Here is a 12906-nt window from a genome sequence, read left to right on the forward strand (position 1 = left end):
CCGGGACGGGTCTGTTTTCGAAGGGACGAGGAGGCGCGATGACCGAACTGCGGGACCATCTCATGGCGCTCGCGGACAAGGCGGTCGCGGCGGGGGACGGCCCCCGCCACCCGGCCCCCCACCCCGTGAACGCCATCATGACCAGCCACTGGACCGAGGCGATGGGGGACCGCAACCCCGCCTATACGGGCCAGGACGCGGTGGCCCCTCCGGCGATGATCCAGGTGTGGTCGATGGAGGGACTGAGCCGGGACCCGGCCAAGGAGTTCCGCAGGGCCATGGACGACGTCTTCGACGCGCTCGACCAGTCCGGATACACGGGCGTCGTGGCCACCAACTGCGAGCACACCTACCACCGCTATCTCTCGATGGGGGAGGAGCTGACCTCCAGCACCCGCATGCTGGACATGGTGGGGCCCAAGCGGACCGCGCTCGGAGAGGGCTACTTCGTCACCTGGAACGTCACATGGTTCTCGGGGGACGAACCGGTGGCCGAGATGATGTTCCGGCTGCTGAAGTTCCAGCCGCTTCGCCCGGTGGAGAAGGTGAAGCGGGAGCCGTACCCGCTGACGCCGGCCGTGAACGGCGACACCCGATTCTTCTGGGACGGCGTGCGGCAGGGTGAGCTGCGGATTCAGAAATGCGGCGCGTGCGGAGAGCTGAGGCACCCGCCGGGACCGGTCTGCCCGTCGTGCCGGTCGGCTGAGCGGACGCACATCGTGGCGGGCGGCACGGGGACGGTCTACAGCTACGTGGTGCACCACCATCCGGCCGTGCCCGGGCGGGAGACGCCGTTCGTGGTGGCCGTGGTGGAGCTTCCCGAAGGGGTACGGATGGTCGGAAATATCGTGCAATACCCCATCGAGGACGTGTATGTCGGCATGCCTGTGCGGGTGACCTATCAGGAGATGGACGACGAACTGACCCTGCCGATGTGGGTCCCGATCCAGGAGGCGGTGTGATGCAGGTCGTCGCCGGAAGCGCGCTGCCGCCCCTCACGATCGAGCTGACACCCACAGTCGTGATCTCGACCGCGATCGCGACCAGGGACTTCACGCCCGTCCACCACGACCCCGACCTCGCCAAGGCGCAGGGGTCGAAGGACATCTTCCTGAACATCCTCACGACGATCGGCCTGGTCGAGAGATATGTCAGCGACTGGGCCGGCCCCGAGGCCCTGTTCCGGGGCATCAAGGTGAAGCTCGGCGTACCCGCCTATGCGGGCGACACCCTGACCTTCTCCGGCACGGTGGCGACCGTCGAGGAGAACGAGGCCGTCATCGAGGTGACGGGCGCGGTGAGCCTCGGCCCCCACGTCACCGCCTCCGCCGTGATCATGCACAGGTTCGGAGAGTTGCCCGCCGACCTGGCCAACCCCCGCGCGTGATCATGCACAAGTTCGTGATCATGTCGCATGACCTGCGGCAACCCTCGCCGTGATCATGCACACTTTCGCGATCAACGTCATTGACCTGCACCGACCGTTTTCGTGATCATGCAGAAGGGGTGAGTCCATGAGCTCCCTGTCCGGCCGTACGGCTGTCGCGGGCATCGGCGCGACGGAGTTCTCCAAGGAGTCCGGGCGCTCGGAGTTGCAACTCGCCGCCGAAGCGGTGTTCGCCGCGCTCGACGACGCGGGGCTCTCGCCGTCCGATGTGGACGGCATGGTCACCTACACGCAGGACTCCAACGATGAGATCGCCGTCGCCCGCGAGGTGGGCATCGGCGATCTGTCCTTCTTCTCCCGAGTGCATTACGGCGGTGGCGCCGCCTGCGGCACGGTTCTGCATGCCGCAATGGCGGTCGCGACGGGGGCCGCCGAGGTCGTGGTCTGTTATCGCGCGTTCAACGAACGGTCGGGCCGGCGTTTCGGCCAGCCCAATGCGAGGCTCAGTGGCGAGCCGTCCTCTCAGGGGCTCGAAATGAGCTGGCACGTGCCGTACGGGCTGATAACGCCTGCGGCCTGGGTCGCCATGTTCGCGCGCCGGTATATGCACCAATATGGCGTTACGTCCGAAGATTTCGGCCGAGTGGCGGTGGCCATGCGGCGGCATGCTTCGACGAACCCGGCCGCCTGGTTCTATGGGCGTCCGATCACTTTGGCCGAGCATCAGGCATCGAAGTGGATCGTCGATCCGCTGCATCTGCTGGACTGCTGCCAGGAGAGCGACGGCGCCGTGGCCTTGGTGGTGACCGCCGCCGAGCGTGCCAGGGATCTTCGTCGCTCGCCCGCGGTGATCGCGGCGGCCGCCCAGGGGTCGGGTTCGGGGCAGATGATGATGACGAGCTATTACCGAGATGACATGAGCGGTCTTCCGGAAATGGGAGTAGTCGGCCGTAAATTATGGGAGAAATCCGGGCTTTCTCCATCAGAAATTCAGACGGCCATCATTTATGATCATTTCACGCCATTTGTTCTTAATCAGCTCGAGGAACTCGGATTCTGCGGCCACGGTGAGGCGAAGGATTTCATCCAGAACGGGGGCATCGAGATCGACGGCCATCTGCCCGTCAATCCGCATGGGGGCCAGCTCGGCGAGGCCTACATTCACGGCATGAACGGCATAGCGGAAGCTGTACGGCAAATCCGGGGGACCGCCGTAAATCAGGTCGCAGGCGTGCAGAACGTCCTCGTCACGGCCGGTACGGGGGTCCCCACGAGTGGCCTCATCCTGTCGCAGGGGTGAGGCGGCGGCGCGAAAGCCTTTCCGTGCATGATCACGAACATCATTGCCGCAGGTGCGGGGCCTTGATCGCGAACTTGTGCATGATCACGGCGGGTGTTAGCGCAGGTCATGTGACATGATCACGAAGCTGTGCATGATCACGCGTGGGGTTTGCGCAGGTCGGCGGGCAACTCTCCGAACCTGTGCATGATCACGCCGAGCTTGGATCGCGCTGGGCTTGGATCGCGCCGGGCTTAGTGGGTGACGATCGTGGGGACGCTGAAGAACACGATCAAGGCGATGGCCAGGCAGATCAGGAAGCCCACGAGCTCCCACAACCAGTCGTAGTGGCGTTCACCCGACTTGGCCTTCTTGCGCTTCTTGAGGCGAGCCCCGGGCTTGGTCGCCTGCTGCTCCGGTGTCTCGGCCTCCACGGTTGCCGCCGGCTCGTTTTCCGGCAGGTCCGTCTCGGCAGGGGCGGGGGGCGCCGGCGGCGCAGCCACCAGAGCCTCGGCCACCGGGGTATTCGAGATCTCGGTGTCCTGCGCGGCCTCCGGCTCGGCCGGGCGGAAGGCGTCGAAGGTCGCATCGGCCTGCACCGGGGCGGAAGCCGTCGGCACCGAGGCGGAAGCCGTCGGCGCCGGCTCGGGTGCCCGCCTCCGGCGCGTACGGCTGTCGCCGAGCGCGTTGAGGATCGACCCTCGCACCTTGGGCATGGGCTCGGTCATGGCCTCGTGCTTGGCCCTGCGCCTCGGCTCCGATGCCGGAGCCGGGTCGGTCTGCACCAGGACGGTGTCCGTCGCCTGGTTCGGGTTGCTCAGGGGCAACGGCCAGGTGGGAGTCGTGGGCCACAACTTCTTGGCGGACAGTTTGAGGGAGCCGTCGACCATGCCCGACTCTTCGAGGACCAGCGACGACAACACGCGGCCGCGTACGGCGGCGACCGGACGGCGCCAGGGCAGGCGGGCGAGGATGTCCGCGACGGGGGCCACCCCGATCGCGTCGTAGACCTCCGCCACGTCGGCGGCGACGTACGGGGCGGAGCGGGCGGCCGCCGTCGCGGTCTCGAGAGTCTGGACGAAGCGCCGCTGCGCCCCGAACGTGAGCTCCTCCGCGGTGTCGGCGGCGACGTCGAGGACGACGGCGATCTCAGGGGTGTCCAGCCCGCAGACGGCCGACAGCAGCAGCACCTCGCGCTGGTGGGGCCGGATGTCACGGAAGACCCGCTCGATCAGCGCGGTGGCCGGGTCGGCGACGGAGTCGACGGAAGGCAGGGCGTAGCTGACGTCCCTGCGGTAGATCTCGCGACGAGCCAGGGCGTACAGGGCGGCACGGGGTGGCGGTTCGGCCGTCGGGACGCCGGTGAACACCGCGACCACGGCGTCACCCGCGGATGTCGACTCGCCCAGCTGGTCGTGGCAGTACGCGAACAGCCCGGCGGCGTGACGCTCGTAGAGCTCGGCGATCAGCTCGCTCCGCGAGCGCTGACCGGTGAGCGATGAGGACACGACCGGCTCTCCTCTGATTCGTAGTGGAGGGGCTGGAGGGATTCTTGAGCGTAATCATGCCAAGACAACGTGGTCGAGCGCACTAATAGATGCCCTATTGATAGATATTCCGGTGTTGGAATTCTCATATTGATCATGTCGGTGAATCGTCGACTGGACGGGACAGATCGGACGAGTGCCCCGTAGGCTGACGGGCACGTCATGTGACCGGGCGGCACACGGTGGGCGCGGCGGCCGAGAAGGCCCACGGGAGTCGATCCCGGGAACACCGATGCCGCCCGGCCTGTTGTCGTGATCGCTTGCTGTCGAGGGACGAGGTACGTGTGATCACATTCGAAGGCGTGACCAAGCGCTACCCCGATGGAACGGTGGCGGTGGACGACCTCAGCCTCCAGGCGCCCACGGGCGCGATCACGGTCTTCGTCGGCCCGTCCGGATGCGGGAAGACCACCTCGCTCCGAATGATCAACCGCATGATCGACGCCACCTCGGGCCGGATCCTGCTCGACGACCAGGACGTCCGCGCGATCGATCCGCCGACGTTGCGCCGCGGCATCGGCTACGTCATCCAGCAGGCGGGGCTCTTCCCGCACCGCAAGATCGTCGACAACGTGGCGACCGTGCCGTACCTGCTGGGCTGGGACAAGAGGAAGGCCCGCGCGCGGGCGATGGAGCTGCTGGAGCTGGTCGGCCTCGACTCCAGGCTCGCCGGGCGCTATCCCTTCCAGCTGTCCGGAGGCCAGCAGCAGCGTGTCGGGGTCGCGCGCGCCCTGGCCGCCGATCCGCCCGTGCTGCTCATGGACGAGCCGTTCAGCGCCGTCGACCCCATCGTCAGGGCGAGCCTTCAGGAGGAACTGCTCCACCTCCAGTCGGAACTGCACAAGACGATCGTGTTCGTCACCCACGACATCGATGAGGCGATCAAGCTGGGGGACACGGTCGCCGTCCTCCGCGTCGGCGGGCACCTGGCCCAGATGGCCGGTCCGGCCACGCTGCTGAGCGAACCGGCCGACGACTTCGTCCGCGAGTTCCTCGGCAAGGACCGCGGCATCCGGCGGCTGTCGTTCGTGCCCGCCAAGGGGGTACGGCTCGGCTCCGCTCCCGCCGATCTCGTGGTGGACGACGACACCCGGCCTCTCGGATGGCGATCGAATGGCGGGCTCCTGCCGTACGGAATCTTCGACCCCGAGAGGGACTCGCTGCGCGCGGCGCTGGACGCGGCGCTGCTCTCGCCGAACGGCACGGCGATCGCCGTGGACGGCGACGGCCACGTGATCGGGGTGGCGACGCGGGACGCGCTGGACGAGGTCCTCCGCCGGCACGCCACAGGGCCGGACGAGCAGGCTCGCGAGTCTGACGGAGAGGTCCCGGTGACCGATCCGAGGCGGGCGGAGTCATGAACGACGAGCCGCTGGTCCGCTGGGACTGGATCGCCAGAAACTGGGACAACGGCGGCCCATCGGCCATCAAGACGCTTCTGGAGAGCCACGTCGTGATGGCATTGCTGCCGGTGGTGTTCGGGCTGCTGATCGCGCTGCCGCTCGGGGTCGCGTGCGCGCGGTGGCGCTGGCTCTACCAGCCGACGGCCGGGCTGATGAACGTCGTCTACTCCCTGCCGTCGCTCGTGTTGTTCTCGATCTTCCTGTCCGTCACCGGGCTCACGCAGTCGACGGTGATCATCCCGCTGACCTTCTTCACGCTGGCGGTTCTGATCCCCGCCGTGGTCGACGGGCTGGGCTCCGTGCCGGAGCATGTGCGGCAGTCGGCGGTGGCGATGGGCTTCCGGCCGCTGCGCCGCCTCCTCCAGGTCGAGTTGCCCGTCGCCGTGCCCGTGGTCCTCGGAGGCCTGCGCGTGGCGACGGTCTCCAGCATCAGCCTGGTGAGCGTGGGCGCGCTGATCGGCCAGGGTGGCCTGGGCAACCTCTTCATCGACGGATGGCAGCGGCAGTTCTACACGCCGATCGTCGTGGGGATCGTGCTCATCGTGCTGCTCGCCGTACTGTCCGACGGCCTGCTCGTGCTCGCGCAGCGGTTGCTCACCCCGTGGTCGCGGGCGAGGAGGAGGACGGCGTGAACTGGCTGATCGACTTCTTCGGCAACGCCGCCAACTGGTCCGGCTCCGACGGGATTCCCACGCGCATCCTCGAGCACCTCGAGTTCTCGGCCGCCGCGTTCCTCATCGCGGCGGTGATCGCCGCTCCGCTGGGTCTGCTGATCGGTCACACCGGCCGCGGCGCCTTCATCGTCGTGGTCTCGGCGAACGCCGCACGCGCCCTGCCCACGCTCGGACTCCTCGTGCTGGTCGTGCTGCTGATCGGGGTGGGGACCGTTCTGCCGGTCCTGATTCCTCTGGTCGTCCTGGCCGTCCCGCCGATTCTCGTCAACACCTACGAGGGCGTGCGGGGGGTCGACGCCGACCTGCGCGACGCGGCGTACGGCATGGGCCTGCGGGGGCGCCAGGTCCTGTTCAAAGTGCTGACTCCCAGCGCGCTGCCGCTGATCCTGCTGGGTCTGCGGCTGTCGGCCATCCAGGTGGTGTCGACCGCTTCCGTCGCGGCCTTCGTCGGCCTCGGCGGGCTCGGGCGGTTCATCATCGACGGGTTGGCGACCAAGACATATTCGGACGTGATCGGGGGAGCGGTACTCATCGCGCTCCTCGCGCTGGCCGTCCAGTTGGGCTTCACGCTGCTCAACCGGGTGGTCGTCTCCCCAGGAGTGCGACAGGTCCGCTAATCTCCCTATTACCTCCCGATTGTGAAGGGATTTTTGATGAAACGCATCCTCACCGCCGCCGTGGTCGCCGTGACCGCGGCGCTGACCCTATCCGCGTGTGGAGGTTCCGATCCGCTGACCTCCGCCACGCCGTCGAACGCGCCGGCGACTTCGGCCGGAACGTCGGCCAAGGTCGTCGTCGGCTCGTTCAACTTCCCCGAGAGCATCCTGCTCGGCTCGATCTACGCGCAGGCTCTCCAGGCCAAGGGCGTCACCGTCGAGGAGAAGCCCAACATCGGCACTCGTGAGGTCGTCTACGACCAGGTCAAGAGTGGCGGCCTGACGGTCGTGCCCGAGTACATCGGCTCGCTGCTGGCCTTCGTCGACAAGACGAGCACCGCGAAGACCAAGGACGAGATCGTCGCCGGGCTGCAGGCCAAGCTTCCGGCCGAGCTCGGGGTCCTCGACCCATCCGAGGCCCAGGACAACAACTCCCTGACGGTCACCAAGGAGACGGCGACCAAGGACAAGCTCACCACGATCGAGGACTTGGCCAAGGTGTCCAAGAACTACATCGTCGGCGGTCCGCCGGAGTTCAAGGAGCGGCAGGAGCAGAACTTCAAGGACGTCTACGGCCTGGAGTTCAAGGAGTGGAAGCCGACGGGTGACACCACCGCTGACGCGATCAAGAGCGGCACGATCCAGGTGGGCAACGTGTTCACCACCGACCCCAAGATCGTGCTGAACGACCTGGTCTCGCTGCAGGACACCAAGAACGCGTTCGGCTCCGACAACGTCACGCCCCTGGTCTACAAGGCCGGGGTCGACGGCACCGTCACCTCGACGCTCAACGCGGTCTCGGGCAAGCTCACCACGGACACCTTGTTGTCCCTGATGAAGCGGATCTCCGTGGACAAGGACGACCCGCCCGTGGTCGCCAAGGACTGGCTGACCCAGAACGGCCTTCTCTAACCGCACCCCTCCCTTTTTCCGCGTGATCATGCACAGGTTCGCGGAAAGGCGGCTTCACCTGCGTGAACACATTTCGTGATCATGCACGGATTCGTAAACTGGTCCGCCGACGTGGGGGAATGGCGTTCGTGATCATGCACTGTGCTGACAGTGCATGATCACGGGCACTGAAATCGCAGGCCGGGCCGTACGTCGCAGAACTTGCGCATGATCACGGACTGGAAATGCGCAGGCCGGGGCGCAAGTCTGCGAACATGTGCATGATCACGGCGCGGGTTCGGGCAGGTGGGAGTACATCCACCCGAACCTGTGCATGATCATCAACCTGTGGACCTGCACATCCATGAACCTGTGCATGATCACGACGGGAAGGGGCGGGGGTGTGTTCACCGAGGCCATGGGGCAGGTGCCCGCGGGGGTGGGGGTGGTCACCGTCAAGGACGGTCGCGACGACCTTGGCACCACCGTGGCCACGCTCCTGTCGGTGTCCCTCGCCCCGCCCCTCGTCCTGGTCAGCCTCGACTCCAGCAGCTACCTGACCGAGGTGCTGCTCCGCAACGACCGGTGGGCGGCCAGCCTCCTCGCGGACGGCCAGCAGGCGATCGCGTCGAGGTTCGCCACCCCCGGACGGCCCAGCGCCCGGCTGCTCCTCGCGAGCACTCCCCACCATCGCGGGGACCACAGCGAAGCCCTGGTCATCGATGGTGGAGTCACCGCGCTCGAGGTCGAGACCACGCGGGTCGTCCCGGCCGGCGACCACACGCTCTTCATCGGCCAGGTTCTCGGCGTCGCCTATGTCGACGTCTCGAAGGCCCCGCTGGTACGGCTCCGCGGCCGCTATCGGCCCGTGCCTGGGATCAAGGCCGCCCCGGAGGCCTAGCTCCGGAGCCCCAGCCCCGGAGGCCCAGCCCCGGAGCCCCAGCCCCGGAGCCCCAGCCCTGGAACCCTAGCCCTGGGGGTCGGGGCCGACGAAGATGATCACTTGGCCGTCGCTGCCCGCGAGCGCGTTGTGGACGTACCAGTCCTGCTCGACCTTGTCGGCCGGGATCCCGTTCGGGTACGGCTGGTCGGAGCCGTCCTCCTCGTAGCGGTACTCGATCCGGGTGATGTCCCGTCTGGCGGCCTCGGCGAGCACGTCGGCCACCGTGCGGCCCTGGACGTCGCTCAGTCCGACACCCTCACCGGGCACGTCTCCTTCGCCGGTGTTGTAGTGCTCGCCCGGCAGGGCGACCCGCCCGAAGACGACGCTGAAATGTCCCTTGAAGGACACCGGGATCTTGACGCCCACGCCACAGGTGTACGGCCCGCACGCGCCCTCCGCCGTGATCATCCGCACGTCGTTGCCTTCTTCGTCGCCCCCCATCATGAGCACCGAGCCGGCTCTGTTCGCGGAGGAGGGCTCCAGGGTGAGGTCGACGTCCAGTCCTCTTGCTGCGAACTCCCGCCGGTAGCGGGCCGGATCGGCGACCGGGTCCTTCACCTTCACGATCAGGTAGTCGCCATCGCGGCTGAACGACAGGGCCGCGGCCTGGGCGCTCGGCGGCCCGACCTGCAGGGGGCCGACCTTCTGGCCGGGGGTCGCGGAGGACGTCACGACGACCGCCGCGGCGGCCGTCACGCCCACCACGGCGACGCCCAGCAGCAGACGGCGCCGGGGCGACACTCTCCGGGGGGCCTCCTCGACGGTGGTGGCCATGATCCGTTCGGCCAGGTCCGTCCTCGTCAGAGGGCTGACCATGGTGGAGACCTCCTCGTCGGTCACGGGGGCGGCCTTTCTGATCAGCAGTTCGGGATTCATACGTGGTCTCCATTCGCCACCCGGACCTGGTGCATCGGCATTTCGAACAGGGCGCCGCGACGTTCCAGCTCGCGGGTGAAGCGCCGGCGGGCGCGGTGCAACCGGATCCGTACGGCGTTGCGCGAGCAGCCGAGCACCGTGGCGATCTGGCCGGCGTCCAGGTCCTCCCAGCCGACCAGCGTCAGGAGTTCCCGGTCGCGTTCGGGCAGGCAGTCCAGCGCCTCCATGATCGGGCGGAGGTCCGCGGGCACCTCGCCGGCATGCTCGTCGGCGAGATCGGACCTGAGCCGGTCGCCGAGCGCCAGGCGCCGTCGCTCGCCCCTTCGGTGATTGGCGAGCACACGCCGGGCCACGCCGTACAGCCATGGTCTGGTCTGCTCGTCAGGCGGCACGTCGTCCAGCCGCCGCCAGGCGGTCAGGAACGTCTCGGCGAGGACGTCGGCGGCGTCGTGGGGGTTGGCGGTGCGGCGTAACACGTACCCGAGCACCGGGTCGTGGTTGGCGGCGTAGATCGCCTCGAACCTGCGCCGTTTCTCATCAGGGGGCGGCATCTCTCTCCTTAGGCGTACGCCGGGTCACGGCGTCTCGCGCGGAAGCTGACACCGGGCACATGTCCGGCAGCCGGCGTGGCATTTCACCACCACGAAGCTGATCCCGCGCCGCGCGAAGGCCGAGGCCGCGGGGCTACCAGAGGTCGCCGTCCCGCCAGTCACACGTGAGATCGCCGGCCAGATCCGGTGCGACCGTCACCGGCAGGACGTAGACGCCGCCGTCGTTCTCCTCCGTCCGCCGGGCTCCGTCCGGCGTGAGCGCCCACGTCCGCCCGAGCCAGAGCCTCCAGCCGCGCGCGGCGTAGAAGCCGATGGCCTCGTCCGCGCTGCTCAGCGCACCCATGTCGTACGCGCCGCGGATCACCCGTTCCAGCGCGGCCATCACGGCCGCGCCGTACCCGTGCCTGCGCAGGTCCGCGCGTACGCCGACGGCCTCGACGTATCCCACGCGAAGTGCCCGGCCGCCGTGCATCAGGCGCCGTTGGACGACGGACCCGTGCGCGACCAGGTCCGTTCCCTCCCAGACCAGGGCGTGGACGCCGCCCAGGGAGTGATCCCAGTCGTGATCGTCCAGGTCTCCCTGGAAGACGTCGTCGAGGAGGGCGCGTGCCTCCCGCAGCGTGGCGGAGTCCAGGTCCGCGGTGTGTGTGGTGACGATCTTCATGGCACGCGGACGCCGGCTCAGCGGATCGTCCACCAGCCGGGAAGCACCAGCGGGCCGTAGGCCGGGAGGCCGAGTTCGCCCGCCAGACGGGCCATCGGGCCCCATGCCTCCAGCCGCACCTTGGCGAGCGCGGCGGACCTGTCCTCGCTGGACTCAGGCGGGCGCAGCCGCTCCAGCGGATGCATGCGCGGATATGTCCGTACTTGGGTGTCCTTCGACAACCCGGCCTTCTTACGGGCGAGGCTCAGCGCGTCCTCGACGCCGCCGAGCTCGTCCACCAGACCCGCTTCCCGCGCGTCGGCCCCCGTCCAGACCCTGCCCCTGGCGAGCTCGTGCGTCCGCTCCCTGGTCAGGCCGCGTCCCTGCGCCACCTTGCCGACGAAGTCGTCGTAGATCCGGTCCAGCCAGCTGTTGACCCTGGCCCACTGGGCGTCGGAGAACTCCCGTACCGGCGAGAACATGCCGGCGTTGGCGCCCTCGGAGACCGCCTCGGTGACCACGCCGAGCTTGCCCAGCAGCTCACCGACGACCGGCTTGCCGCCGAACACGCCGATCGAGCCGGTCAGCGTGCCCGGCTGCGCGACGATGACGTCCGCGCCCATCGCGACGAAGTACCCGCCCGAGGCGGCGACGTCGCCCATCGAGATGATCACCGGCTTGCCGGCCTGCCTGGCGAGGACGACCTCACGCCAGATCGCGTCCGAGGCGACGTACGACCCGCCGGGGCTGTCCACGCGGAACACGATGGCCTTGACCTTGTCGTCCCGGCGGGCGGAGCGGAGCGCCGCGCACATCGTGTCGGAGCCCATGGCGCCACCACCACCGAGCGGTGAACGGCCGCTGCGGCCGAGCCGGATGGCGCCGGTGCCGTGGACCAGCGCGATCACGTTCTCGCCGGGGTGGGGCAGCCGCTTGGCCAGCGCCGCCTTCGCGTACCTCGACACGTACAGCAGATGGGCGCCGTCCTTGACCGCCTCGGCGTACACCTCGTCGCGGTACTTGAGGGCGTCCACCAGGCCGGCCTCCACCGCCTCCGGTCCCAGGAACGGCCCCTGGTCGATGAGCTCGCGCACCCGCTGGGGTTCGAGCGAACGCGCCTCGGCGATGCCCGCCGTGATCTGCTCGGTCACCGACTCCGCGATGCGGGCCGTGGACTCGCGGTGCGCCTCGGTCATGCGGTTCTGCGTGAACATGTTGGCCGCGGTCTTGTACTCATGGCGCTGGCCGAGCTGATACTCCACCCCGGCCTTGGCGAGCGCGTCCCGCAGGAAGCGCTGTTCGAGTGCGATGCCGGTCAGGCCCACGTCGCCCGACGGCTGGAGGTACACCTTCTCGAACGCGCTGGCCAGGTAGTACGGAACGGTCCCGGCGCCGAACTCGCCGAACGTCTCCGCGAACGCGATGGTCAGCTTCCCCGCGGCCCTCAGCTTCAGTACGGCGGCGCGTAACTCCTGGACCATGCCCAGACCCAGCGGGTTGCCGCCGATCTTCACGATCAGGGCCTTGACCCGGGGGTCGGTTCGGGCGCGCCTGAGGCCGGACAACACGTCGGTCAGGCGGGCTCTGCGCATGGACAGCAAGGCGCCGAGCGGGTCGGCGGGCGGTCCCTCGGACAACCCCTCGGTGAGATCGAGCTCCAGCACGAGTGCCGCGGTACGGCGTTGCCGAAGCCTGTCGACGGTCTCCATGATGGCCTGTGTCGCGTCCATAAATGTCACCATAGGCGACGCCGCCGCCCCCGGCCTTGGTGGTGATCATGCACACATTCGTGGATCAGTGGCCGGACCTGGGCTTATCGCTTTCGTGATCATGCACGGATTCGCGTAGACCCTCCCTCGGCTGGGGTGACGCGTTCCGTGATCATGCACCCCGTTGTGTCGTGCATGATCACGTACGGCGAAGCGCCACGTCGGCCTGCCGCCCGCCGAATCCGTGCATGATCACCGCCAGGGTTTCCGCTGGTCGTACGGCATGCGCCCGAACTTGTGCATGATCACGGGCGGGGTTTCCGCTGATCGGACAGCATGTGCCCGAA

13 protein-coding genes are annotated in these 12906 nt (G+C 68.2%); 8 read left to right on the plus strand and 5 right to left on the minus strand.

Annotation, left to right across the window (positions count from 1 at the left end; translation table 11 throughout):
• The first annotated feature begins 38 nt into the window (after window positions 1–38).
• The 3 genes from Psi02_RS19410 (at window position 39) to Psi02_RS19420 (ending at window position 2687) form a co-directional block, all read left to right on the plus strand.
• On the plus strand, window positions 39–962 hold the full coding sequence (locus tag Psi02_RS19410; RefSeq protein WP_203976075.1) for a Zn-ribbon domain-containing OB-fold protein: 924 nt from the start codon (window positions 39–41) through the stop codon (window positions 960–962).
• Window positions 962–1387 (plus strand): MaoC family dehydratase, encoded by a 426-nt coding sequence (locus Psi02_RS19415; RefSeq protein ID WP_203976077.1) that lies wholly within the window; start codon window positions 962–964, stop codon window positions 1385–1387. Before Psi02_RS19410 ends, Psi02_RS19415 begins: the two co-directional genes overlap by 1 nt.
• Window positions 1388–1514: 127 nt before the next feature.
• Window positions 1515–2687, plus strand: coding sequence for a lipid-transfer protein (locus Psi02_RS19420; protein ID WP_203976079.1), 1173 nt, complete (start codon window positions 1515–1517; stop codon window positions 2685–2687).
• Window positions 2688–2920: 233 nt separating this feature from the next.
• Here the strand turns inward: Psi02_RS19420 and Psi02_RS19425 are convergent, their stop codons facing one another.
• A complete protein-coding gene (locus tag Psi02_RS19425; RefSeq protein WP_203976081.1) occupies window positions 2921–4174 on the minus strand; it encodes an RNA polymerase sigma factor in 1254 nt (417 codons plus the stop codon).
• Between the two features lie 323 nt (window positions 4175–4497).
• Here Psi02_RS19425 and Psi02_RS19430 point away from each other — a divergent pair, with 323 nt between their 5' ends.
• The 5 genes from Psi02_RS19430 to Psi02_RS19450 all read left to right on the plus strand — a co-directional run bounded on the left by Psi02_RS19430 (window position 4498) and on the right by Psi02_RS19450 (window position 8738).
• Window positions 4498–5574: an ABC transporter ATP-binding protein gene (locus Psi02_RS19430; RefSeq protein WP_203976083.1), complete on the plus strand. Its 1077-nt coding sequence runs from the start codon at window positions 4498–4500 to the stop codon at window positions 5572–5574.
• Window positions 5571–6248, plus strand: coding sequence for an ABC transporter permease (locus Psi02_RS19435; protein WP_203955669.1), 678 nt, complete (start codon window positions 5571–5573; stop codon window positions 6246–6248). Before Psi02_RS19430 ends, Psi02_RS19435 begins: the two co-directional genes overlap by 4 nt.
• Window positions 6245–6907: an ABC transporter permease gene (locus Psi02_RS19440; RefSeq protein ID WP_203976085.1), complete on the plus strand. Its 663-nt coding sequence runs from the start codon at window positions 6245–6247 to the stop codon at window positions 6905–6907. The genes Psi02_RS19435 and Psi02_RS19440 overlap by 4 nt, the downstream gene beginning before the upstream one ends.
• A 36-nt stretch (window positions 6908–6943) precedes the next feature.
• The gene (locus Psi02_RS19445) at window positions 6944–7858 is read left to right on the plus strand and encodes an ABC transporter substrate-binding protein (RefSeq protein ID WP_203976087.1); all 915 of its coding nucleotides are present in this window, start codon (window positions 6944–6946) and stop codon (window positions 7856–7858) included.
• Window positions 7859–8114: 256 nt separating this feature from the next.
• Window positions 8115–8738 carry a flavin reductase family protein gene (locus Psi02_RS19450; protein ID WP_239094996.1) on the plus strand — a complete coding sequence of 208 codons (624 nt, stop codon included), beginning with the start codon at window positions 8115–8117 and terminating at the stop codon, window positions 8736–8738.
• A 66-nt stretch (window positions 8739–8804) separates the two neighbouring features.
• Here Psi02_RS19450 and Psi02_RS19455 read toward each other — a convergent pair whose 3' ends face one another.
• The 4 genes from Psi02_RS19455 to sppA all read right to left on the minus strand — a co-directional run bounded on the left by Psi02_RS19455 (window position 8805) and on the right by sppA (window position 12580).
• Window positions 8805–9656, minus strand: coding sequence for a hypothetical protein (locus Psi02_RS19455; RefSeq protein ID WP_203976089.1), 852 nt, complete (start codon window positions 9654–9656; stop codon window positions 8805–8807).
• Window positions 9653–10207 carry an RNA polymerase sigma factor gene (locus Psi02_RS19460; RefSeq protein ID WP_203976091.1) on the minus strand — a complete coding sequence of 185 codons (555 nt, stop codon included), beginning with the start codon at window positions 10205–10207 and terminating at the stop codon, window positions 9653–9655. Before Psi02_RS19460 ends, Psi02_RS19455 begins: the two co-directional genes overlap by 4 nt.
• 133 nt (window positions 10208–10340) lie before the next feature.
• Window positions 10341–10871 carry a GNAT family N-acetyltransferase gene (locus Psi02_RS19465; protein ID WP_203976437.1) on the minus strand — a complete coding sequence of 177 codons (531 nt, stop codon included), beginning with the start codon at window positions 10869–10871 and terminating at the stop codon, window positions 10341–10343.
• Window positions 10872–10888: 17 nt separating this feature from the next.
• Complete coding sequence (gene sppA / locus Psi02_RS19470; protein ID WP_203976093.1) at window positions 10889–12580, minus strand: signal peptide peptidase SppA; 1692 nt, start codon at window positions 12578–12580, stop codon at window positions 10889–10891.
• Between the last annotated feature and the right edge of the window lie 326 nt (window positions 12581–12906).

The organism is Planotetraspora silvatica (assembly GCF_016863315.1).
Classification (GTDB): domain Bacteria; phylum Actinomycetota; class Actinomycetes; order Streptosporangiales; family Streptosporangiaceae; genus Planotetraspora; species Planotetraspora silvatica.